The 24,055-nt window shown below is 47.7% G+C and carries 17 protein-coding genes; 4 read left to right on the plus strand and 13 right to left on the minus strand.

Annotation, left to right across the window (positions count from 1 at the left end):
- Positions 1-147: 147 nt before the first annotated feature.
- Together ACO05Z_RS13750 and ACO05Z_RS13755 are read left to right on the plus strand one after the other, a co-directional pair.
- Positions 148-2,415 (plus strand): ATP-binding protein, encoded by a 2,268-nt coding sequence (locus tag ACO05Z_RS13750; protein WP_421902744.1) that lies wholly within the window; start codon positions 148-150, stop codon positions 2,413-2,415.
- Positions 2,416-2,510: 95 nt separating this feature from the next.
- On the plus strand, positions 2,511-3,890 hold the full coding sequence (locus tag ACO05Z_RS13755; protein ID WP_421902745.1) for an MBL fold metallo-hydrolase: 1,380 nt from the start codon (positions 2,511-2,513) through the stop codon (positions 3,888-3,890).
- 43 nt (positions 3,891-3,933) lie between these two features.
- Here the strand turns inward: ACO05Z_RS13755 and ACO05Z_RS13760 are convergent, their stop codons facing one another.
- The 12 genes from ACO05Z_RS13760 to ACO05Z_RS13815 all read right to left on the minus strand — a co-directional run bounded on the left by ACO05Z_RS13760 (position 3,934) and on the right by ACO05Z_RS13815 (position 20,636).
- Positions 3,934-4,929, minus strand: a complete 996-nt coding sequence (locus ACO05Z_RS13760) for an HDOD domain-containing protein (RefSeq protein ID WP_421902746.1) — start codon at positions 4,927-4,929, stop codon at positions 3,934-3,936.
- Positions 4,930-5,015: 86 nt separating this feature from the next.
- Entirely contained in the window at positions 5,016-6,080 is a 1,065-nt protein-coding gene (locus ACO05Z_RS13765) for an HDOD domain-containing protein (RefSeq protein ID WP_421902747.1), read from the minus strand.
- Between the two features lie 19 nt (positions 6,081-6,099).
- Complete coding sequence (locus tag ACO05Z_RS13770) at positions 6,100-7,056, minus strand: NAD-dependent epimerase/dehydratase family protein (protein ID WP_421902748.1); 957 nt, start codon at positions 7,054-7,056, stop codon at positions 6,100-6,102.
- Between the two features lie 19 nt (positions 7,057-7,075).
- Positions 7,076-8,446: an exopolysaccharide Pel transporter PelG gene (gene pelG, locus ACO05Z_RS13775; RefSeq protein ID WP_421902749.1), complete on the minus strand. Its 1,371-nt coding sequence runs from the start codon at positions 8,444-8,446 to the stop codon at positions 7,076-7,078.
- A 3-nt stretch (positions 8,447-8,449) separates the two neighbouring features.
- Positions 8,450-9,955: a GT4 family glycosyltransferase PelF gene (gene pelF / locus ACO05Z_RS13780; RefSeq protein WP_421902750.1), complete on the minus strand. Its 1,506-nt coding sequence runs from the start codon at positions 9,953-9,955 to the stop codon at positions 8,450-8,452.
- On the minus strand, positions 9,942-11,051 hold the full coding sequence (locus ACO05Z_RS13785) for a HEAT repeat domain-containing protein (protein WP_421902751.1): 1,110 nt from the start codon (positions 11,049-11,051) through the stop codon (positions 9,942-9,944). Before ACO05Z_RS13785 ends, pelF begins: the two co-directional genes overlap by 14 nt.
- A complete protein-coding gene (locus ACO05Z_RS13790) occupies positions 11,032-12,441 on the minus strand; it encodes a sensor domain-containing diguanylate cyclase (protein ID WP_421902752.1) in 1,410 nt (469 codons plus the stop codon). The genes ACO05Z_RS13785 and ACO05Z_RS13790 overlap by 20 nt, the downstream gene beginning before the upstream one ends.
- 29 nt (positions 12,442-12,470) lie before the next feature.
- On the minus strand, positions 12,471-14,345 hold the full coding sequence (locus ACO05Z_RS13795) for a tetratricopeptide repeat protein (protein WP_421902753.1): 1,875 nt from the start codon (positions 14,343-14,345) through the stop codon (positions 12,471-12,473).
- A 4-nt stretch (positions 14,346-14,349) separates the two neighbouring features.
- Positions 14,350-17,178, minus strand: a complete 2,829-nt coding sequence (locus ACO05Z_RS13800) for a tetratricopeptide repeat protein (RefSeq protein ID WP_421902754.1) — start codon at positions 17,176-17,178, stop codon at positions 14,350-14,352.
- Positions 17,175-19,259: a polysaccharide deacetylase gene (locus ACO05Z_RS13805; RefSeq protein ID WP_421902755.1), complete on the minus strand. Its 2,085-nt coding sequence runs from the start codon at positions 19,257-19,259 to the stop codon at positions 17,175-17,177. Before ACO05Z_RS13805 ends, ACO05Z_RS13800 begins: the two co-directional genes overlap by 4 nt.
- A complete protein-coding gene (locus tag ACO05Z_RS13810; RefSeq protein ID WP_421902756.1) occupies positions 19,243-20,157 on the minus strand; it encodes an endo alpha-1,4 polygalactosaminidase in 915 nt (304 codons plus the stop codon). The genes ACO05Z_RS13805 and ACO05Z_RS13810 overlap by 17 nt, the downstream gene beginning before the upstream one ends.
- On the minus strand, positions 20,076-20,636 hold the full coding sequence (locus ACO05Z_RS13815; protein ID WP_421902757.1) for a GNA1162 family protein: 561 nt from the start codon (positions 20,634-20,636) through the stop codon (positions 20,076-20,078). The genes ACO05Z_RS13810 and ACO05Z_RS13815 overlap by 82 nt, the downstream gene beginning before the upstream one ends.
- A 292-nt stretch (positions 20,637-20,928) precedes the next feature.
- Between ACO05Z_RS13815 and ACO05Z_RS13820 the strand changes: the two genes are divergently transcribed.
- Positions 20,929-21,888, plus strand: coding sequence for an MJ1477/TM1410 family putative glycoside hydrolase (locus ACO05Z_RS13820; RefSeq protein WP_421902758.1), 960 nt, complete (start codon positions 20,929-20,931; stop codon positions 21,886-21,888).
- On the opposite strand, the gene ACO05Z_RS13825 is transcribed toward ACO05Z_RS13820, so the two are convergent.
- The gene (locus ACO05Z_RS13825) at positions 21,878-23,182 is read right to left on the minus strand and encodes a nickel/cobalt transporter (RefSeq protein WP_421902759.1); all 1,305 of its coding nucleotides are present in this window, start codon (positions 23,180-23,182) and stop codon (positions 21,878-21,880) included. The two genes, ACO05Z_RS13820 and ACO05Z_RS13825, sit on opposite strands and share 11 nt — an antisense overlap.
- 239 nt (positions 23,183-23,421) lie before the next feature.
- On the opposite strand from ACO05Z_RS13825, the gene ACO05Z_RS13830 reads away from it, so the two are divergent.
- The gene (locus ACO05Z_RS13830) at positions 23,422-24,051 is read left to right on the plus strand and encodes a TetR/AcrR family transcriptional regulator (protein WP_421902760.1); all 630 of its coding nucleotides are present in this window, start codon (positions 23,422-23,424) and stop codon (positions 24,049-24,051) included.
- The last annotated feature ends 4 nt before the right edge of the window (positions 24,052-24,055 follow it).

Genomic DNA, 24,055 nt, shown 5'->3' on the forward strand with positions numbered 1-24,055 from the left:
GCTCCGCACATCGGCAACACATCTTTTTTCCACCACATATTGATTTTATCTCCCCGGCAAGCTAAATATGAAACAGTGCCCTTTGCGCATTAGTAATTAAATTCAGGGATAACCACCCGGTAAAGTATTGGGAGAGATTTTCAGACAATGAGCTATTTAAAAAAATGGTGGCTGGCTATCTGCTTCATTTCGCTGACAGTCATCCTGACTGCGATAATTATCATCCCCCACTCCACCACCTCCCGCGAGGCTCTGACCGGACTGGCCCATGATATTATGCTGAACATATCCTCATACACGCTGGATAAATCAGAAAGCTACTTACGTCCGGCGGAAAATGCCGCTGAACTGACCCGTTTTCTCGCAGACAGCAACATTGTAAGCAGTGCTAATCACGAAAAAATGATCCGCTACTTCAGCGAACAGCTTTCTCTCTACAGGCAGCTTTCCGGTATCTATTACGGAACCACCAAGGGAGAATTCTTCATGGTTGCCCGCTCCGATAACAAAATAAAAAATGGTTTACTCTCTAAAACGATCCTCTTTGAAAACGGGGAACGCAAAACAACGATGACCTGGACCACTGCTGAAAATAAGGTGCTGCAAAGTGATCTGGTGCCGCTGGACAAATATGATCCCCGGAAACGCCCATGGTTTATCGATGCACTGATGGCTAACGATGTGATCTGGACCGAACCTTACATCTTTTTTACCAGCCAAAAACCGGGGATAACCACTGCCAGCCCAGTCTACGATGATAGCGGTAAGCTGCAAGGAGTTGTCGGCGTAGACATAACAATCGCTGAACTTTCCACCTTTTTGAGCACACTGACCATTGGTCAAAACGGTAAAGCCTTTATCGTGGACACAAATGGAAATGTTGTTGCATTCCCGGATCTTGAAGCTCTTAAACAAACCTCGCAGAACAACAAAGTACGCTTAAGCAAAATCAACGAATTGTCAGATGCAGTCTGTCGAAAGGCCTATAAATCCTTAAGTGTTCACCCCGAACAGCTCCCCCAAGAACCTGTATTTACGACATTTGAACATCATGGCGCACGCTATAATGCAGTATTTACACCTTTTAAAAACACTCACTGGCCTTGGATTATCGGGCTCTATATCCCCGAGAACGATTATCTGGGCGAAATCAAAGAAGACTACAAATTCAGTCTTATCACGGCCGCTCTGGCTGTCCTTCTCTCCGGCCTGATCGGTTGGGCTGTGGCCCGGAAACTCAATGCAGTCAAAGAAGATGCAATTGCGGCAAACCACGCCAAGAGCCAGTTTCTGGCGGTCATGAGCCATGAAATCAGGACCCCCATGAATGTAATTCTCGGCACAACCGACCTGCTTAAGGATTCCAAACCGCGTGATGACCAGAAAAAATATATTAAACTACTTGATAATGCCGGTGAAGGTCTGCTTTCCCTGATAAACGACATACTCGACATGTCCAAAGTAGAAGCAGGCTTATTGGACCTTGAAAGCATAGATTTCAATCCCTCGAAGATTATGCGCCAGAGTTGCAATGTCTTTGAGCACTCTGCCGCCCAGAAGGGAATTGAGTTGGCCTGCCGCATTGACGGTAAACTGCCCGATCTTGTCAAAGGCGATCCGGTCCGGGTCAAGCAGATTCTGCTAAATCTCATCGGTAACGCGGTAAAATTTACTGACACAGGCGGAGTTTATGTTCAGGCCGGATACAAACCGCTTAGTAGTGGCAACGTTGAATTGAAATTTGAAATTCAGGACACAGGGCCGGGTATCCCTAAAAACAGGCAACATGCTATTTTTGAACACTTTACTCAGGCCGACAGTTCCATCACACGCGAATATCAGGGAACAGGACTGGGGCTTTCGATCAGCAAAAAACTGTGTGAAATGATGAATGGAAAAATATCAGTATCCAGTTCACCGGGTAGCGGGAGCACATTTACCTTCACCATCACCATGAAAGAAGTGAAAGATTCCAGTGCTGAAGGAGACAGTCACAAAAATCTGCCTGAGAACCGCACCCTTCCCCGCAAGGTGCTGCTCATCGAAGACAATAAAAGCAACCGTCTTCTTTTCAAACACTTCATTTCCGATTCACCGCACGTAATGAAATGTGCCTCAAACGGTGAAGAAGGGATCGAAATATACAAAGAATTCCAGCCTGATATTATTTTCATGGATATCGAAATGCCGGTCATGGACGGTTACAAGGCAACAGAAGAAATCCGCGACTGGGAAAGAATCATAGGCCTGTCCCCAGTTCCGATCATTGCCCTATCCGCACATGCCATTAAGGGAACCGCCGAGTCAGCACGGGAAGCAGGATGTTCAAGTTACATGACCAAGCCTATAACCAAACTGCAATTCCTTGAACGCATTGAGCGGGACAGTCAAACAAATAACAGGAACCATTATTGACTATAAGAATATATAGGCATAGATTACTTAAAGCCAACAGCGAGCTCTATCTCTCATGCTCTGAAACTGAATCCAGTAAAAAGGAGAACGCATAAATGTATTTCAAACAACTTACCACTGAAGGACTGGGCTGCTATTCTTATGTTATCGGCTGTCCGGCCGCCGGTGAAATGGTTATTGTGGACCCGCGCAGGGATGTTCAGGAATATCTGGATATTTCCCGCGAGGAAGGCATGAAAATCACTAAAGTCATCAACACCCATGTACATGCCGACCATGTGGGTGGCGAACAGGAGCTTAAATCCATCGTCGGTGCAGAACTGTTTATCCACGAAAATGCTGAAGTAGGCTACGAACACACTCCCATCAAGGAAGGAGACACCTTCACTGTGGGAGCGGCAAAACTCGATTTTCTATTCACTCCCGGACACACCCCCAACGCCATATCCATTCTGGTTACCGATATCATGCGCGGTAATGAGCCGTGGATGATCCTTACCGGGGACCTGTTGTTTGTAGGAGACATCGGACGCCCGGATCTTCCCGGTGATGAAATCCTCGATGAGCAGGTGACCAACCTCTATGACAGCCTGTATATAAAGCTTGGCAAGCTCCCGGACTATCTGGAAGTCTACCCGGCCCACGGTCAGGGTTCCCTCTGCGGCAAGGGCATGAGCGCCAAACCTAGCAGTACCCTTGGCTATGAAAGGCGCTACAACCCCATGCTTCAGTTTGAAACATTTGAAGACTTCAAGGCAAAGGTTCTTGAATCTTTCCCCAGCCGCCCGAAATCTTTCACCCACATCATCAATACCAACTTTGATGGCGCTCCACTGCTTGAACGCTGCCCCCTTGACCGGGCTATGAACCCGGAAAAATTCAAACAGATGATCGATCAAGGCTGTACGGTGATTGATGCTCGCGATGCAGCCGGATTCGGTGGTTTCCATATTCCGGGAAGCATCAACATCGGCCTTGAAAAACAACTCGCCAACTGGGTGGGTATGGCTATTGAGCCGGACTCCGATCTGCTGCTGGTTGTCAATTCCAAGGAAGATTATGACCGTATGTGCACTGAACTGCACCGCATCGGTTACGACAGGATTTTCGGCTACCTGCACGGCGGAATTGCCGCTTGGCTCATGGCTGGATATCCGGTTGAAAATCTGGCCCAGAAATCAACTAAGCAACTGCATGATGCCATGGCTGAAGGCAAAGAGTTCACCCTCCTCGACGTACGCACCCCTGCGGAGCTTGCCGGGGGCCGTATTAAAGGTTCTATCCACAAACCCTTTGCCAAGGTTCTTGATGAGGGAGTCGACGTGGACAAGGACAGTCCGGTCATCGTTATGTGCGGATCGGGGTATCGGTCAAATATTGTCGGCAGCTACCTGCAAAGCAACGGCTTCACACAGGTCTGCTCACTTGCAGGCGGCGCAATAGCCTGGACACGTTCAGGATATGAACTGGAATAAACAATAATAAAAACCCCGGAGTGCCACATTCCGGGGTTTTTAATTACTTTTCTAAAATCAAAAAAACATCATCAATTAATCTTCTTATATCAGGCAGTAATTCTATAACCTGTTCAGCCGTGATACCAATCTTTTCCCACGCAGTACGGTCAATAAATCCGATCACCGGAGAAATTCCAAGCTCATATCCAAGAGCCTGAGCAATAAAATCCGCCACATGAATGACCATTGCATCAGGATCAGTTTTGACCTTCCGCGGGTTATGGTGTCCCCATGCCGCAGCAATCAACTGCCGGGGGAATTTCCATTCCTTAAGGAGAAAACCACCAAGGGATGCATGGTTAAAACCAAGCATTTCCTGCTCTGCTTTATAAAGACTGTATCCATCACTGCGGGCCAACTTATAAAGCTCTACAGCCATGCTGTAATCACTTTCAAATATTACGTGCAGACCGACATCATGTATCAATCCACCGGCAAAAAAACGCTCCGGATCACCAAGCCCGGCTGTTACAGCGATTTCCTGCGCCACAACCCCGCAGGCAATTGAATGTTTCCAAAATTTTTCCAGATCAAGAACAGCCTCATCACTGCGTTTAAATAAACTCAAAGACGCAGTGCCTAGGGCAAGTCCCCCGGCCTTCTCAAAACCGAGCAGTTCCACAGCCTTAGAAGGTGTTTCAATTTTTCCTTTAACTTTGTAGAGGCCGCTATTTGCAAGCCTCAGTACGGCAGTCGCCAGTTTAGGTTCCCTGCTGATTATCTCTGCAAGATCATTGATGGTGCTTTCAGGATTATCTATGATTTCCTGCAACTGGGTCTGCACCTGCGGCAAAGAAGGCAGCACAAGCGACTCGGCAAGGAAATCTCCGGGACCTTTAGGCTTCTCACCGCTCCACGGCTCAATATCCGAAGGAAATGTCAGGGGCAAAAAAGAATCTGGAGCAGCAAGCATCTCTTTATAAACACGCTTGAATGACTCTTTTTTGAGCAACTTGACCAGATCAGAATTCCCGGCTTGCGCAAAAAGGTTATGCACATAGCGAGCCGCCGCCTCCTTGAGGTCAGGCCTTAACTTATATGCCTTCCCGGTTTTAACCACTATTTATCCCTACTGAAACAATCTTATGCAGGATTTAATATCTCGAAAATTTCTTCAATCAACACCTGAACTTCAGGAATCATATCAACAAACATTTCTCCACTGACTCCGAAGCTTTCGTAAATCTCCTGATCCAGCACACCAAGCACAGGAGACAAGCCAAGGTGGTAGCCCAAGGCTCTGGAAATAAAATCGGCCACATGAATGATTCCTGCATCGGGATCTTTCTTGGCTTTCTTCGGGTTATGATGAGCCGCAGCTGAGACCACCAAGGATTTAGGAAAACTCCAGTCCTTTAGAATAACCCCGCCTAAAGCAGCATGGCTGAAACCAAGCAACTCCATCTCGGCATCATACAGGCAGTTCCCATTCTTACGGGCTAACTCAGACAGCTCAAGTCCAAGGCTCTTATTACTTTCAAAAATAACATACAGGCCAATATCGTGGAGCATTCCGGCAACAAAAAAACGCTCCGAATCCTGAATTCCAGCCAGCTTTGCTATTTCCTGCGCTATTACCCCGCAAGCTATGGCATGTTTCCAGAACTTCTCCACCTGTAGAACCTGTACGCCATCACTTCGTTTAAACAGGCTAAGTGAAACGGTTCCAAGGGCAAGAGAACTGGCTTGCTTAAAACCCAACAGAGCCACCGCTCTGGAGGTAGTATCCACCTCTGTACGAAAACTGAACATTGCGCTGTTAGCCAGCCGCAGAATAGCAGCCACCAACTTGGGGTCTTTGTTGATCACCTCAGCAAGGTCATCTGCAGAACTGTCCGGATCATTAATGACCTTCTGAATTTCCAACAAAACCTGCGGCAAAGAAGGCAGTACTACCTTTGATTTAAGAAAATCCTTCGGGCTTTCAGGCTTAGGACCCTCCCATGGTCCGACATCGGCTGGACGGGGCTGAGGCAAAAACTCGTCCGGGTCCACGATCATCTTCTTATAAACATTCTTAAATGCTTCCTTTTTTAGAAGACGGATAAAATCTGAATCATCAGCCTGACTAAAAAGATGTTTTACATATTTTACCGCCGCATCTTTAACCTGCGGATTAAGCGTAGTAGTTTGTTCAACTTCCTGCATATCTACCCTTTATAAAAAATTAGGACTGAGATTTTTCGGCCCACTCAACAGTATGCGCCAAGCCGTCCTCAAAAGAAACTTCGGCTTTAAAGCCTTCAGCTGAAATTTTACTCACATCTGCACGGGAATGCTTGATGTCCCCGGCACGCTCAGGTTTAAAATCAATATCTTCCGGCGCAGAAGTCAAGCCCGCAATAACCGTGGCAAGCTCACGCACCGACCTACCGCTTCCGGTTCCGACATTATAAATCCCGGTCAACGGGCCACGTCCCAGCTCATCAAGCCCGGCGGCAATTAAATATGAAGTGACCACATCGGAAACATAAAGAAAATCCCTAGTCTGCTCCCCGTCTCCAAAAATGACCATATTTTTCCCAGCCAACCCGAAATCAACAAATCGAGAAATAACTCCGCTGTACTGGCTGGTCGGGTCCTGACGCGGACCGAAGATATTAAAAAAGCGCAGGGAGCAGCCGTAACCGGACTTTTCGATATAAACAGAAGACTTGTATTTAGCTACGCCGTAAGGACTCAGCTGTTCAGCCTCTTCGGCATACTCTTCTTTCACCGGAAGCCGGTCTTCATTTCCGTACTCTGCTGCAGAACCGGCAAATACAAAGCGAGAAATCCCCATTTCCCTTGCAGCATCAAGCATATCCCGGTTGGCTTCAAAGTTGACCTGCATGGTCAGTTCAGGATGCTCCACTGAATACGGAACACTGACTACAGCCGCCAATTGAAAAATTACATCCAGTTCGGGATGAGACTGCTTCAGTTCCGTCAGTAAACCTTCTTCAGCTATAGATCTTTCGTAAAAAGTAAAACCTGCATGGTCATTGAAATTTTCCATATTATGGGCATATCCACTGGCAAAATTATCCACTCCCACAACAAAATTACCTGCGTCCAGCAAGCTCTGCGTCAAATGGCTCCCTATGAATCCGGCACATCCGGTAACAAGACAGGTCTTTGTCATCTACCCTCCCAGCATTGCATTAGAACAACGGCTGACTTGAAAAAGTTATATACTCCAGATCACGAACACTTTTTGAGACAAGGTAATAAGAGAACATCAAGGCGATGAAGCATGAATAGCAATAGCCATAACCATAAAAAGTGAAACCAAGCTGCATGCTCAGCCATGTCAGCCCCACATTGCTCAGCAGAAAAACAATGGTCACAGCCAGCACTTCTTTACGCAGATCAAAATAAAACAGGATGATTACGGCCACAGAAAGCATGACCTGCAACAGGGAGCCAACTAAGGCTATCTGTAAAAGAGGTTGCTGCAATGGAGAAAGACCTACCAGATCTACAAACTCAGGAGCCATGAAAATGCACAGCATGGTCAATGCCCCCTGCACAATCAGAATCTCACGCAAGCTTTCCTTAAGCATTCTGATCATGCCTTTCTTTTCCTGCAAAATACTGGAAAGGTCTTCCTTGGATATTATTTTCGCGAAATAGTCATGATAATGCTCATAGAACTTGGTTTCAATTTTAACCAAGAATATGGCCAATGTTGGAACAATAGTCAGATAAGCGAAGAAAATCGGCCCTTCATACATGTCATGGGTACGCAGGTAGGGCACCACCATTCTGGAATCCGGAGCAAACCAGAACATGATTTTATCCACCCAGATAGCGAGGTTGAAGAACATGCCGATCAGTGCCAGCTCCCAGTATTTGAGAAAATATGAAAACATCTCTGAATCCCAGACCCTGCCCGGGGGAAACTCCGCAAGCAAGCGGGCCAAGAGCCAGAAAAAAATAACCGCCTGCCCACAGGTGTATCCCAGCAAATACCCCTCAAGACCAGCCAGAGGGTAAAGCAGAAATGCCCCGCCGACACTGCACGAAGTACCAACTGCGAAAGCCTGCACAATGGAACGGAAGTCTTTTACTGCGGAAAGAAAAATCATGGTCAGCCAGATCATGGCCACAATAAGGAAAAGAATCACCGCAATGATCTTATAGGTGAAGGTCAACTCAAAGAACCAGATTCCGCCAACACCTATGATCCCCCCGGCAACCAGCACAATAACCGCACTGGTAAAAAAAGCAGTCAGGGTTATCTTCTCGTCCCCCAAATAAAAACGGTCCGCCAGATAGCGGGTCACCACCAGTTGGATATAGCCCACGTAAATAAGGGTGAAGGCATAGACGTAAACAATGGTGGTCCGGAAAATATCCTGATCCATGCGGGAAAAACCGGAATAGGAATAAAGCCCCAGCACAGCAAGGCAGAGCACACTCATCAACCACGGACCGGATGAAACCATTGCCGCGTAAAGGTAAGCTGAGACATCAGAAAGGAAGCTGTCCCCACGCAGCATTTTTCTCAGTTCAAATCCTATTCCAGCCATACTCTACTCCAGATCATCCATTGCCATGTAATCTTTGTAAATATTCAAATAAGTCTCATTAAGATCCGACTCTTTGTAAAAAGTCTTCACCCGCTCAATTCCCGCTTTAGACATCTTACTGCGCAGGATCGGACTGGTCAGAATTTTCAGGATAGCCTCCCCGGTGCTGACCGGGTCCGCAACCTTGGTCACAATTCCGGACGGACCAAGAGCCTGATCCGCCACAGTACGACCTTCCAGAAGTTCCCGGCAGGACCCGACATCCGAAGCTACCGCGGGAACCCCGGCACAGTTTGCCTCCATAATGACCAAAGGCTGAGCCTCGCTGATACTGGTCAGCACAATAACATCAAGCTTGGGCAGGTAATCCGTAACCCGGACCTTTCCGGTAAATTCCACCACATCCTCAAGATGCAGAAGCCGCACAAGGTTTACGCACTCTTCGTAATACTCCTCATCCTCTTCCGTAGGCCCCATGATGTAGACCTTGAGCTTATCGACCTTGATAGACACAATCTTGATGGCCCGCAGAAAAGTCTTCACATCCTTGATAGGCACCACGCGACCCACAAAACCTACTGCAAATTCAGTCTGATTCATGTAGTCATGGTCTTCAGGTTTAAGTCCCAGAAAATTATCAAGACTGATGCCGTTGGGAATAATCCTGATCTTGTCCGGATCAGCCCCTTCCTGAATCTCAAGCTGGCGGTTCCCTTCGTAAAGGGTGTAGATCGCTGAAGAATAATCATAGCACAACCGGGCCAGCTGCTCGAACATCCTGATCCAGAAAGTCTGGAACGCACCAAGCTTGCTCTCAATACGCATTCGCTCATCTTCCTTGCGGTAAACCCACTCGGCCTGCGAAATCTCGATTTTGCGTTCCTTAACATAAATGCCGTGCTCTGTGAGCAGCAGCGGGCGCCCGGTCATCACCCGGGCCACAACTCCAAGTAACCCCGCATAACCGGTAGAAATAGTATGATAAACCCGAGCCTTAGGCAGATCAATTGGGAGCATTTTAAAAATAGGCAGATGGGTAAAACGAAAAGTCCAGAAATAATCGATAAATGACTCTTCATTACCCTCGGGCTTATAGCGCTCCACCAGCAAGTCCCAAGGCCTCTTGCCGTGCATAAGCTCAGAAATGGGGAACTTACCATCGCGGAACAGCTCAACCATCTCCCTCATCATACTGATATCATTACGATCCATACGGTAATGAAATCTCCTGAGCTTCTCCATATCCTTTGCGGAAATCCTCTTGAAGATGCTCCGGGACATTTCAATCGGGTCATGAAGGTAAACAATCTTAGGATCAACAAAATTTTCCGGTACTTCGTAACGGTATTCAGCCTTTTCCTTGGAAGAAGCCAGAATGCAGACCGCTGTAAAAGTCAACTCCGGCATACCTTTGATCAGGTTATGAATCCATGTGGAAACACCTCCGGCCACAAAGGGATAGGTACCTTCAAGAAGCAGGCAGACATCATATTGCTTATCCAAACTCATGGCCCACCTCACTGAAATCCGCTTCTTTCCCTTCTTCGCCGGACAAGTTTTTTTCCTTCCAGAAATTGTAGATCAAAGACTTAAAAGGATCGGAAGACTGCAAGTCCGGACGTGCCCGCAACTGCTCAACTTCTTGAAACAATGCTATAAAATTACCCATTTCAAAAAAAGTCCTACAAATCCCGAGACGTGATTCCATTTCAAGCTCCGGATCCTTCATTGTCTCACGGTAAATATGCAGCGCTTCACTGAAGCTTTTGCTCTCAACGTATGATTCTGCAAGCCGCATCAGGTAATCCTTATTCTCCTGATCCTTTTCAACCGCTTTTCGCCAATGCTCACAGGAAAAGCCCATGGAACGTTCCTGCATATTAACTTCCGGCAATCCGCTGCGGGCATAGTTGCGATAGACGGAGGCAAGTTCAGCATGAGACTGTGCACTGTCATATTTGTCCGCACGGAAGCGGGCCTTTTCCACAGCGTCCGCATAATCCTCTTCAAGCCTGGTCAAAGCTGTATGGGCATAAAAGCGAACCTCAGCACTTTCATCGGAAAGGCTTTTGCGCAGCAACTTTACGGCCTCAGCAGAGCCGATACGGCGCAACAAATTAACCGCCCCCCGCTTCATCTCCATATCATCCCCGGTCAAAATATCCGCAATGGGATGTACATCTACTTCATCATATAAAAATTCAGTAATATCAGTGGGCAGGTCCACATCAACCCCGACGCCCTCGTAAGCCTTTTCTTTATAATCCTCGGCCAGCCCGAAACTTTTCATGAAAACACGGGACATAAGCAAAGTCAGAGTTATCCCCAGCAAACCGATCAAGGGCATGAAAATGCTAAAGAGGGCCGCCACACGCGGATAATAAAAAGCCATTCCGGGCAGGGCACGCGGTTTGGGTGTGGTAAGAACAATAAAGGACAAGCCGGAGAAAATATGAGCAGCAATTGCAGCGTAGACGTACCAGGAGACGGCTTCCCTGTTCAGGTAAAACCAGACAGCTCCACCTTCAAACATATAGGAAACAGCAAAGGCTCCCAGCAGACGCAATCGCGCCAGTTTGATTACTTTACTCCGCAAAAAGTACACTAACCATGTCCTCTTTTACATTCTTGACCAGTTCCTCAGGGTCTTCCATGCCCAGAGTATATCCGGCCACCCCGGCACGAAGTTCAACAAGGTTCTGGTCTGTTTCAAAAGCCATGACGCTGAGTGCCTTGAAAGAACTCAACAGGTTATTAACTACTACCCGCGCTCCTGCTGCAGGTGTAGTCGGGAGAATTAAGTAAAAAGACCCCGGTTCATCACTTATAAACAGGATATCAATTTCACGAATCTGATTTTTAAGGATCATACTGAAAGCCATAAGAACTTCATCACGGCCTTCGTCTGAAGCATTGGAAAGGCCCGGAAATTCGAGCATGATCAACGACAGGTCCAGCTCATATCGACGTGCTCTTACAAACTCTTCGCGCAGCCTGCGCAAAAAATAATCAAAAGTGTAAGCATCAGTAATTTCATCAGCGATAAGCTTATCTTTGGTTTCCGCAAAAACAGTGGCATTCTCAACACTGCTACCGCACCAGTCTGCAACCAGTCCGGCTACACGCACGGAATCGCTGGTGAATTTAAGGAAAGGCATCTTCTCAACATTTAAGACCCCGACCACATGCTGGTGGTTATCAGCCATAATGGGGGCGGAGATGACAATACCGCTGGGCATGCTCTCGGTGCTGGCAATATCCCTGATGGAAACAGCTTTCTTCTGAGCAGCAGCAATGCTCATCAGGCTTTCGCCCCAAGGGACCACTTCGGGCAGATAACTCTTGCCCTGCCGCAAAGCGGTATCAAGCCTGAACTCAGTTCCGTCCAGCAAATAAATGGAACATTCCTCCACATCCATAAACTCGCGCAAAATTTCCAGTACTGCCGGATAAATGCTGTCCATGCTCAAAGTACGCAGTCCCTGCGCGGCTTCATAAAGAGTACCCAAGGTACTTTCCTGCGAAAGAATCTTGCTGTCCAATTCCTGCTTGGCTTCGCTCAGGATGTCATACTTGACTTTGATCTTGTCAAAAGCATCGTGAAAGGCGTCCCTTTCTTCGCAGACACCATTGTATTCCTTAATATGCAGCTGACGAGTCTCGCCGAGCACAATCCCCACCAGAAAAAAAAGGATGGGTTTACCCCACATGGCAAGACTCCTGAAATCAATCAGTTCAATATCAGGAATGGACAGGCTTTTGAAAACTACGAAAAAGATTGCAGCCATAATTCCGGAAAAAAGCCCTCCGGCAAATCCATAGCGGGAAGCTGTCAGCAACACCACGATCCAGTATGGATGTGGTGAAACAGAAATGAATCCCGGATCCTGCCGAAAAAAAATAAGGTTGGCCGCAGTTATAGCGATCAATCCGAGCATGACTTCATAATACTTTGAAAGCTTATATTTCTTGGCTGCTGCTTTGACTTTAAACATATTCACCGGCCTGAATATTTTCAATTGCATTAGAAAACATAACCGATCCCCCCGCTGAACAACTGGGTTTCCCCGCCTCCGGCAAGGCCGGAATCACTGCTGTATTCATAACTGAGATCCAATTCGATCCTACCCAGCCTGATAGCCAGTGAAGGACTGCCAAAATAGCTCGGACTGTTCTTGAATTCATCAAGCCTGATCCCACCCGCAGCCTGAAAGACAATAGTGTCACAAATTGACTTACTGAAACTTGCACTCAAGGTGTGGATGCTCTCATCTTCAACAACAACGAAGGGCTGATAATTTTCATCATCATACTTGAACAGGGAACGATAAAATGAATACGAGATGAACAGATCAGGGTCGGCAAGAAGCCTGCGAGTGAGGATAATATTGTAAATTCCCTTGTTTCCGAAATCTCGGTCACCAAGCTGATACTGACGCAATTGACCGTTGAGGAACAATCCCCAAGTATCATCGTAAAAACCATCATAGGTCAGGGAAAGCTGATTGTAGTGCCCTTCGTAGTTGGCAGCGGAAGGCTCATCAAGCCACGGATTGTTGTAATCAATCATGGCAGAAAATGTTCCGGGATCATGAATCCGCCAATCAAAGCCAAGAGCACCGGAGACTCCCGAAGCAGTTCCCTCAAAAGCACCCACCCCCACAATACCGGTGAAGGTACGGGTAAAATCGCGCTTCAGCAGAAGTGCAGCCTGATTCACATTCTTATCGATCTTCTCAATTCCATCCCCTTCAGGTCGATAGATGCGAGTGTTGGCGTAATAAATTTCCCCTCTGGTCTGATCAGTAATCTGCATAGAGAAAAGACCACCCAGAGTGGTCGTTATAGATTCATCTGATTGCAGGTAAACACTGGGGGTAAGCACCAGACGCGGTCTGCGTTGCATAAGGAGATTGGAAAGAGCCTGCCGTGCTTCGTAATTGTACGGCTCAGCATCGATAAGCTGGGAAAAGCTCTCAATGGCTCCCAACCAATCCCCACCCTGCTGGGTGCTGTAAGCCTTGGCAGATATAGAGTCCGTATCACCGGGCCGCAGCCGCAACAGATAATCAAGGGTATCAATCTGTACAGAATAATCCCCGGCCAGCAAGCGCAGTCTTGCTTCCTGCCTTAAAGCACGTGGGGACTGAGGATCAAGGTAAAGCCAGCGACGCAGCAAGGCCTCGGCCTTTTCCGTCTCATTATTATCGATAAGTGCGCCGATATACTCTTCGCGCAGCTCCAGATCATCAGGGTAAATCTTAAGCAGCTTGGCATAAAGCCTGATTCCGTCTTCCACATAACCGCGGCGGATCATGATCCGGGCAAGAATTACATTCTGCTGCCTATGGCCTGTGGCACGCAGCACATCGCGCTGGCCCAGTTCATAAAAAAGTGATTCCGGAGCACCAAGCAACTTGGCCTTGGGTGTCAGGGTCTCCTCTGCATCTGCTGTAGTCGGCTCAGCAACCTTTCCTGCCAGATCTGTGGGCCGTGGCGGCAGCGGAGTTCTGCGGGAATCCAAAGTCCGCTCTTCCAACATAGCCAAAGGCATGGAACGGATCATATAATCAAGTTTGACTTTCTTCTTGAAAAGACGTCCGGCAACCCGGGCCTGACTCCGGGTGGGGTAATCACCTATCTGGACCACCCTCCAGCCCTTACCCTGACCATCGTAAAGATAAACCATGACCGGGGAATAGCCTTCGCTTTTCAGGTAAGACATGAAATTCCATGCTGCATCAGCTTCCTGAAAAGAACTGACCCTGACCGTCCAGATAAGTTCATTCTTCTCTTCAACAGGCACAGCAGTAGTGTCCTCCGCCCGGAGCGGAGTTCCATGCATGACCGGTAGCAGTACCGTCATCAAAAGAAAAAACAAAACAACTGTCTTCTTCAAATCATTACCTGTTGATCTTCTTTAAATCTTTATTTTCAACATTTTTCCGGCCTTCCCTGCGGATAACACGAGCCGCGCGCTTGAATTCACGGGCAGCATCATTTTCCCGGCCCATAAGCTGGTATATTTCACCCAGCTGGTAACGTCCTTCAGCATCATTGGGAACTAACCTTAAGTATTTTCGCAACTTCGCTGCTGCACGTTTGTATTGTTCCCGTTCCCCAAGAATAATACCAAGTCCCTTAAGAGAGGTATGATTTTCAGGGTTAATCTTGAGGGCGGCCTGAAAAAGGTCATAGGCATCGGTCTGGAAATTATTAAACAAGGCTTCCGCACCCAGCCGAGCCAAAAAGACTTCGTCTTTATTGTACTCTTTTTTCAACCTTTTATAAACATCGGAAGCCTCAGTTCCACGCCCGGCCATCTGCAATGCAGAAGTAAGTAAAAACCCTTCAAAACGGGGCATTTTTTCCAAACGTTCATAGGGTTCCAAAATCCGCAGGGCAGCTTCCGGTTCACGCGCATCAAGATATGCCCGGGCCAGCTCTACCCGCTCAGCTTCAGGCAGCTTTCCAGCAGCCTGCAATTCTTTAAAAATCCTGATCTGTTCAGCAGAATTTCCCGCAAATCCGTAAACCTTTGCGAGGTCCAGTTTCAGCTCATAATCACGGGGCTTAAGACTAATGGCCCGTTCATAGTAGTCCGCTGATTTTTGATACTCCCCGGCATCAGACCAAGCCTTGCCCGCCCGTTTAGCAAAATCAAAATTGCCCGGTGATTCATCAGAAATTTCTGCATAAAGCTTTGCGGCCACAGCAGGACGCGCGGTCCACTCAGCCAGTCTTGCGAGAGTTTCCCGGATTTCCTTGCGCTTGTAATCACGCGAATACAGTTCATCGTAAATACGGTAAGCTTCTTCGCTGAGCCCGGCCTGATCAGCGAAATCCGCCCACTTATACAAAATATCAAGATTCTTCGCGCTCTGACCTGCAAATTGGGCTATGAGCAACTCAGCTTTTACACTGTCCCCGGCAGCAGCCCAGACCGCCGCAGCCAACAAGGCAACCTGTTCATCATCCGGACGCAGCCTGATGGCAGTCTCAGCAGCATCACGAAAAATAGTTTTATCTCCGGTGTAGGATGCAATCTGGATAAGATTCATGACATATTCACGATTGCCCCCGGTCATGATCGCAGCCTTTTTGTAATAAGGATAACCGTCTTTGGGTGAATTCAGCCAAAGCATGATTTCCCCGGCCTGAGCGATGACCAGCACATCCTTTGGAGCGATCTTTTCCGCATACTTTGCAGCCTGCTTCGCCAGCTTCAAATCCTGAGTTTCCGAAGCAGCCAGCAACATATCAAGAATATCCTGCTGCTCCTGCTCACGTTTCAGCAACTGGCGATAAATGCGGTAAGCTTTGTAAGGCTGATTAACATTTCGATACGCAGCCCCGGCAGTTCGCATGATGTTTATATCATTAGGAAAGACCTTAAGGGCGAGCCCCACGGTCTCAGCCAGTAACTTGTTATCTGCTGTGGTTGCGGCAGCATCAATAAGCCGCTGATAGTCATCCAGAGTAGCATCGGGACTATCTACCACCCTGCGTAAGGCATCATAGGCTTCGCGCGGACGTTCAAGGGTCAGCAGTAATGCCCCGCGGGTACGCAGGTAATCAGGCTCGGAAAGATCAACATCCTTGGTATCTTCAACAACCTCGGCCATAAGTGCCCGGTCTTCACTAAACAAGGCCGCCCGAAGCATATCATGGGCATAAACAAGCCAATTGCCGACCCGCTCCGCCAGCCTGCGGAACAGATTTACAGCTTTGCGATGATTTCCGGTTTCCATATAAACTGCGCCCAAAGCCTGCTGGTGGGCTTGGTTGTCCGGTTCAACTTCAACCAGTTTTTCCAGAACCAATTGCGCAAGGTCCTGCCTATCAGCAGCTCGGGCCATCCAAGCGGTTTCAGTCAGTAAAGCAATATTTTCCGGACTTTCTTTCAGCAATCTTTCAGCAATACTCAGAGCCTTATCATAATTACCTGACCAGCCCAGTACTTTGACCAACTGCACCCTGCTGTCCACATCCAACCCGGCTTTGCTGTCCATGCGCTCAGCATACTCATACCCTTCTTCAACCCGGTTTACAGCAGTGAAATATTCGAGGACATAAAGCACATACTGCAGCACATCGGCTTCATCACCATCTGAAACTGCCACTTTGAAACGCTCGCCAACTATGAAGATACGCTGGATCAGAAAATTGAGATACGGATCATCCATATTTTGAGCATGCTCACGACCCAACCGCTCGATTTCATCATTAAGCACTGACATGAAGTCACCGATGAACGGCCTTTTACTCTGCTGTTTATTAAGCTTAATTACGGCATCCACTTCCTGCGGAATCATATTGAAATAGCGGTAATACATTACCATTTGCTCCAGAGGCTTCATCTTCTCCGGTTCAAGCATCGAAAGTTTCTCCCAAGTATGCAGGGCTTCACGGGGCATGACATTCCACTCGTAGACCTGTACCAGCTTCCGCAATTCAGGAATGCGATTCGGTTTCTGCTTTAAAATTTCCTCAAGACTGGCAATGGCCTTATCCGGCATCCCCCTCTTAAGATAAACATCCGCCGCGATGTCTAATAATCTTAAATCATAAGGGTCTTCTTCAAGAAGCTCACTAAGCAGGTCCGCAGCTTTGGATATTTCACCGCTCCGCAAGTACAACGGGACCATATCCCTCGGAAAGGGATAGATAAGTACGGTCGTCCCGATTATGATGAGTACGAAAACGAGTACCCGCCAGAGCTTTATGTTCAAATCAGATCAATCTCCACGGGACCGGAAACAACTTCCTTGATCAGTAAAATTCCCTCCCCATTAGTGACGAATTCCTGCGGCGGTGCATCCTTACGGATGAACTTGTATTTCCTGTTCGGAATCAGACCTGCCAGTTCAAACTTACCTTTACTGAAACATTCAAAATCAAAACGCATCCCCTTGGCTGTTCGCTCGAAATTACGCACCCAGCCGGAACCTTTTTTAAGATGCGGCAAGCTATCGTTAACTGCTTTATCTAGAGTCAAAACCAACTCTGCCCGCGCAGTTCCGGGCCGGAGATGCACAAAAATTCCTTCGGGTTGGGTATCGTAACCAAGTATATTTTTGCATTTTGCCAGATCAGGAATCTTTTCCATACCGTCCAGCCGCACGGAAAGGCAGTCGGCATAATTGCTGAAGACAAAGTGATCCAGGGATATCTTCTCCATTTTCGCAGCAAGGCAGCCGTTAACCATTTTGATGTAAGCTGAAGCATAGACCCGTGCTGCATCCTGACTGAGAGCCCATTCGTAAACATCTTCAAGAGCCTTAAGGGATGCAAATTTTTCACCGCTATAGAAATGGTAGTAAATATCGATGGGCATGATCCGGCGCGGGGAACCGGTCCGTTTCATGGTGTCCACAATATTGCGGAACCCGAAGTAAGGCCCGGTCCAAAGATTGGTCAGGATATTCTCGTTAGCCTGCCCGGTATAAATCTGGTTGTACCTGCCCAAAGCGCGATAAAGCGGGGAAACCCCGAAATATGAATTACGGCTGGCGTCAAAAACAGTATCCCCGCCGTTCATGTTCAGAATTCCAGCCTTATCGGCAATGGCAACCTGCTCTTCAGTGGGATCACACATACCGGACCAGAAAAGAACTTTACACGGCTTTTCAATGGGAGACAGATTTTCACTGATATAGTCACACGAACCTACGATTTCATATTGAGCATTGAACTTATAGCCCGCAATTTCGTACTGTCCGATGACAAAATCTTCAGCATACTCCTTAGATTCACGAAGTTCTGCATTCCATGCGTAAGGGTGAGTATAGGAATGGGAGGAGGTTTCCACATTCTCCATCTCAAAAAGAGTTTTTGCCAACTCAACATTTTCTATACTGCCCTTAACGTCAGGATTAATCTCACCGGCAATAACAGAAGCGGAGTTAGGGAAGTCATAGCGCTCAAAAATACGCTCCATGACGATTTCCCCGCAGACCTTTCGCTTATCTACTTCTGTGAATCCGGCAAAACCGTCACCATCAATATGAGCAAAAGCCACACGCTTCCCATTCAAAGTTGTGGGAGTCAGTGCCGGAATTCCTTCAAGACCAAGGTTTATTCGCAAAAATTCAAAAGGATCAAGATACCATTGTTTCTGAAAATTAAGCGGGTCCTGCCAGCGCATAAAACCATTCAAAGCAAAGCCGCCCTGAGGTCCCAAGCCCACAGTAGTGGCAACAGAACCAGGTTTTCCTTTGACTGCCACACTAACCCAGGTCTTGGCCTTCGCACTCTGCGGGGTTATCTGGATATATCTTTCCGGAAACAACGGGAGCTTACGCTCAAAATTCATATTTTTCGGATCAACATACTCATATTTAAGACGATATTGATCGTTCGTAGCGTTGCCCTGATAGGAAAATCCGAGATTCGAGAAAACTTTCTTAATCAAACCGGAATCGGCCGGCTCCTTATCCACTCCTGTATAAGCCCCCAAAGATCCTGCAATGAGGACCTTTTTCCCCATCTTCTGCTGATTGATCAACCAGGAAAGGTACTCATTCGGCTTGTCCATTAGGTCTTCAGAAAATGTTGTAAAAACGGCCCCATATTCATTCATTTCCTTACCAGAAGGTAAAGGACGCTGTGCAACGTCACGAACCCTGTACAAAAAACCGAGATAGTTCAAAGGTGCGGCAAACCCCTCCATAAAACTATTACCTCTGGCGGAACGGCCTTCGGCACTATTATAGAGCACCAAAACTTTGCGCTTGACCGACTCAGCATAAGCGCAAGGCAAAGCAAAAAGAACAATCAGAAATGCGACAACAAACCTATTCACCAGACGCATGAATAAATACCTCATTTAATGCCGGAGTGCTGACATAAGGAACAAAACCCAGCTTACGGGAGAAAGCGTAAGCTTTCTCAATCTCCTGCTTATCTTCGACAGGTACGTAATCAAGACTAAGGACCACCAGCTTGGGATTGGCCTTTAAAGCTGCTTCCGCCTTAGCGATGAGAAAATTGCGATCCGCTTCCGATACGTCAGTACGGGTAGAAGTGGCCAAATCCATGGAACTGCTCAGCCCCTCAATCAGCAAATAATTAAGATAGGGAGCCGTGCGCCGTACTATCTCAAATCCCCTGTTCTGGCAGAGCAACTTCTTGGGATATTTTTCCCTGATAGCCCGAACCAAATCTACACAGGCCCGCTCGATCCCTTTGTAGGTATCCGGGTCCCTGCGCTGCATATCAATGGGAGAATCCAGCGTATCAAAAAAAAGCCCGTCATATCCGGTCGAAAGGGCATCGGGGATAATCCGGGTAAAGAGCAACTCACTCCACTCTGGACGGCGCACATCCACCACCCATGAATCCCAATTCTCATTGTGACGCACAAGCAGGCCAAGACGCTTGGCCTCCTCATAATACTGACCATTCCCGGCCACCTCGCCAAGACTTACGTAAGCCAGCACCTTCACCCCTTTTGCGCGCAAAGGATCCGGGTCCTGCCCTCCGGGGGCAGAGACCAACAGGTCAAAACCGGACAGTCGCTCCGTCCGGTCCTCATGTCCGTAATAGCAAGCCCACGATTCGACTTTATGACTTCCACCAAAGGCAAAAGTCCTGCCGAACAAGGAAAAGGTAACCACAAGCAGTGCGACTATTGCACAGAGACGGAAGACATCGCTGCTACCATTTCCGCAAGGGTTTCCTGTGCTACGCTGTTCAGGGATTCCGTACATCCGAAAAAGCACCCCCCGCTCTTGGAAGAAGATGAAGCCCAAAGCACATTACCGGAAGAAACATCAATCATACGCAGATTGATACCCACAGTGGGACTCTGGTTGACCCCGCGCTTGTACTGGTACTCGGTCACAGAACCGTAGATGACGGTATCAACACCGAGCTTGCTGCCCAGCCTCTGGGCCACAACGTCTTCCATGACAAATTCAAGGTCATCCTCATCACCCTTGATACGCTTAAGCATTTCAGTGGATTCCATGAGGTCGAACTTGGTGGAAGCATAGAGTTCGGTAGTCAGCAGATCACCGACCATGCGTCCGGCATTGGGGGTGTTGGTAAGATTCACCAATGGCAAAACAGCCGCATGACGGGCTTCACTGGCAATCCCGTTGGGCTGGACATAATCTTTCATGTAGGTACCGGAGCAACCGGCAAGAAAGAGAATAAAAATCAAAGTAGTGAAAAAGCTTTTTTTCACAGCACCCTCCTTATTTTATCGAAAAATTTAAGTTTTAACCCATCTTTAAGAATACGTGTAGAAGCGTAAAATCATCCCTCCCCAAAGAGTACGATTTTTACTGTGCAGCTAAAATATCCATTAATTTAGAACACTATAATCCTATTCCCTACCCATGCAAAGTATTATTTATTTATAACATTTAACAATCACATTATTTTTTGCACTGCAACCATAGCCGGTACTCTTTAATTTTCTCTTCCACCATGCTATTCATCCAAAATACAAAATATTAATCGGGGAAATTACAGTTATGAGAATACACAGCATAATAATTCTGACCTTCTTATCCCTTGTTGCCGCCTGCGCATCAACAACAGCCACCTCTCCCGCAAACAAAATATCAGAGCAACCGCAACAGGAGACACGAATGACTCCGCAGCATAAGAAAATAAACAGCTGGGCTTACCTACTGCAAGGCCCGAAAGTGGCAACACTGGCTGAATCTCCCTACGATCTACTGGTCGTTGACTATTCAAAAGACGGTTCAGACAAGAACAGATTTTCCGCCAAGGAAATCTCTGTGCTCCACAGATTCAATAAAACCGTGCTCTGCTATTTTTCCATCGGCGAGGCAGAAGAATACCGCTTTTACTGGCAGAAAGAATGGAAGGAAAATCCACCTCGTTTTCTGGGCCCGGAAAACCCTGACTGGGCCAAAAACTACAAAGTAAAATACTGGCGTGAAGACTGGTGGGAAACTGGACTGCGCCCCTATCTGGACCGTATTCTGGAAGCAGGTTTTGACGGCGTATATCTGGATATTGTCGATGCATACTGGTTCTGGCACCAACAGGACATGGACGTGCAGAACACTGCCGATGACATGGTCAAACTAATCAAAAGAATAGCCGACTACACCCGCAGGAAAGCCGGGAAAAACTTCATCATCTGCCCCCAGAACGGCATGGGCGTATTTAATGACTGCTCCCCCGAATACAAGGGAGTCTACTTCAAGACAATTGATATGGTCGGTCTTGAAAGCCTGCTTTTCAATATATACAGCGAGAATGATCGCAACTATCGCTTAAAGCTGGCAAAAGAGCTTGCCGATGCAGGCAAGACCATCCTCGACGTGGAATACATTGATGAGTCGCAATACACCGATTACCTAAAGCAGGTAAAAGCACTCGACTTCAAACTTATCCCCTACGGTTCTACTCCGGACGCCGAACTGGATAGAATTACTAATTTCTGGAAATTTAGAAAGTAAATTTCAATATCCCTCCGGCATGCAAGGCATTGAGTGCGATAGCGATCCCGGCCAGCATGACCAGTCCGGCACTCAGCACGGGCAGGTTCTCAATCCACTTGCGTGAACCGGAGAACCTTTCGGTAAGTTTCGAGGCCCGCACGGTCAGAATACCAATAATGATCAGCACTGCGGCAAGTCCGAGACTAAAAGCGAGGATAAGCAATAAACCAAAAACAATCCGCCCGAAAGCCACAGAAGCCAGCAGGACAACCAAGGCTGTAGGACAAGGCACCATTCCCCCTGCTATACCGAGACTGAGCATGGACCACCACGAAACAGGTTCGGATTCATGGTCATGGTCATGAGAATGATCGTGGGAATGTCCGTGGTTATGGTGATGCGAATGCCCATGGCTATGCACAGCCCTGCGAGCCAACATCATGTAGCCCACCATAAAGACCAGGGCACCGGAAAACGCACCCAGCCACGGGTATAGATCACCGGGCAGGAAGTAGCGTGAAAGCAGCAAAGCTGCGATACCAAGAACGATTACGCTGGCAACATGCGTAATGGTCACAATAGTGCCGAGAGTGAAAGCATCGCTGATTCGCCCGCTGCGGCCTATAAGATACGCAGCCACCATAGCCTTGCCGTGGCCGGGACTGAGCGCATGCCCCATACCGAGAAAAAAGGCCAAACCGAGGGCGAACAGAATCGTTCCCGGACCAAGATTTTCCTGTGCAAGGTAATCCTTAAGTGCAGCCTGACTGGAATCTTCCTGTGGGCTCGGCTTAAGACCGCTGCCGTCTACGGTCGGAGTCTGAGTTGGGAAAGACGTACTTTCGCCATCAACTTTCTTGGCAAAAAATTGGTAGTTCAATTCCCGAGAATCAGGTGAAGTCTTAACAACGCTGAATTGCGGGTCAGCCTGAACCTTCCACTTCAGCCACTTCAGTTCCCCGGTTTGGAAATTATTGTCCGAAAATTTCAGGTAATGTTTGCCGAAATCTTCCTCCGGCAAAGGAATGGCGTAGACCAGATTTGAACGCAGACCGTTATTATACCCACCCGGAGCAGGAGCAACGGAATCATAATAAAGCTCCAGAGTTACGGGCTTATCATCTAAATATACTTCAAGATTCGGCAACAAAAGAGCGTTGATATCCCGCGAAAGCTTCCTCTCCTCTACCCCTGAGACCGTACCGTCATAGTCGGCATCAGGAATGAGCGTGGCAGTGATGGATGGGCCTATGGAAGTATCATAAACGATGAGCAACCGCGCCCCTTCGTTCATGACTGTGGTTTCCTGCACCACTTCCCCTAAAGGATGAGCATAAACAGCAGCCCCATTCAAGCAACAGATCAGAACAATAATTATAGGTAACAGCTTGCGCACTTCGGATAGTTCCTTTTGATAATAATGAATTTGTTGATCCCAAATTGTCATAGATAGAAGTTGACAGCAATAGTGCTCAAAGCTATACACCATAAAAAGTGACCAGCGGTCACTTTATGACCGCAGGTCGCAAAAACAGCTAACCAGAAGACCAAATGGCTAGAAAACAACAGGAAAAATCGCTCCAGACCAAGAAAGAGCTCATGGAAGCAGCCAACGAACTTTTCGGCAAAAAAGGTTTTGTAGAAACCACAGTGGCTGAAATCACCAAGTATGCCGGATATGCCAAAGGCAGCTTTTACCGCCACTGGGTGAGCAAGGACAAACTTTTTCTGGAAATCGTGGAAGAAAAGCTAACCGAGTACCGCAATTCCCGCGATGACAGGCTGGATAAAGCCCAGTCACTTGAAGAAGTCATGAACATCATCTGGGATTTTCTGGAAAACATCGTCCGCGACCAGAACTGGGCCAAGGTATTTCTGGAGTTTACCATCTACGCCTCACGGGTACCGGAACTGCGCGAAGACCTAAGTCTCAGCCAGTACCGCCTTTCCGAAGAAGTCTTTGCCGACCTTGTCCGCAATTTTGTGGAGACTGACTATCCACCTGAAAAGATCGGAGCCTTCAACACCGTACTCTTTGAAGGATATATGGTAAGAAGTTCCATTGAAACCGGATTCATGATTCAAGGCAGCAACGGGGCCGGACTGATTGGATTTGAAGATGTCCGCGAGGCAGCGGTCACTTTGGCTTTAACAAATGGACTCAAGAAAAGTGAACAATAAGTCA

Origin of the sequence: Maridesulfovibrio sp., assembly GCF_965230075.1 — a bacterium.
Classification (GTDB): domain Bacteria; phylum Desulfobacterota; class Desulfovibrionia; order Desulfovibrionales; family Desulfovibrionaceae; genus Maridesulfovibrio.

What these genes read in the sequence shown, in the direction of transcription:
- ACO05Z_RS13820 (WP_421902758.1), top strand. Translation starts at nt 20,929, where the DNA reads ATGAGAATACACAGCATAATAATTCTGACCTTCTTATCCCTTGTTGCC.
- ACO05Z_RS13790 (WP_421902752.1), bottom strand. Translation starts at nt 12,441, where the DNA reads ATGTTTAAAGTCAAAGCAGCAGCCAAGAAATATAAGCTTTCAAAGTAT.
- pelF (WP_421902750.1), bottom strand. Translation starts at nt 9,955, where the DNA reads ATGAGTTTGGATAAGCAATATGATGTCTGCCTGCTTCTTGAAGGTACC.
- ACO05Z_RS13750 (WP_421902744.1), top strand. Translation starts at nt 148, where the DNA reads ATGAGCTATTTAAAAAAATGGTGGCTGGCTATCTGCTTCATTTCGCTG.
- ACO05Z_RS13830 (WP_421902760.1), top strand. Translation starts at nt 23,422, where the DNA reads ATGGCTAGAAAACAACAGGAAAAATCGCTCCAGACCAAGAAAGAGCTC.
- pelG (WP_421902749.1), bottom strand. Translation starts at nt 8,446, where the DNA reads ATGGCTGGAATAGGATTTGAACTGAGAAAAATGCTGCGTGGGGACAGC.
- ACO05Z_RS13755 (WP_421902745.1), top strand. Translation starts at nt 2,511, where the DNA reads ATGTATTTCAAACAACTTACCACTGAAGGACTGGGCTGCTATTCTTAT.
- ACO05Z_RS13810 (WP_421902756.1), bottom strand. Translation starts at nt 20,157, where the DNA reads ATGTACGGAATCCCTGAACAGCGTAGCACAGGAAACCCTTGCGGAAAT.
- ACO05Z_RS13770 (WP_421902748.1), bottom strand. Translation starts at nt 7,056, where the DNA reads ATGACAAAGACCTGTCTTGTTACCGGATGTGCCGGATTCATAGGGAGC.
- ACO05Z_RS13765 (WP_421902747.1), bottom strand. Translation starts at nt 6,080, where the DNA reads ATGCAGGAAGTTGAACAAACTACTACGCTTAATCCGCAGGTTAAAGAT.
- ACO05Z_RS13805 (WP_421902755.1), bottom strand. Translation starts at nt 19,259, where the DNA reads ATGCGTCTGGTGAATAGGTTTGTTGTCGCATTTCTGATTGTTCTTTTT.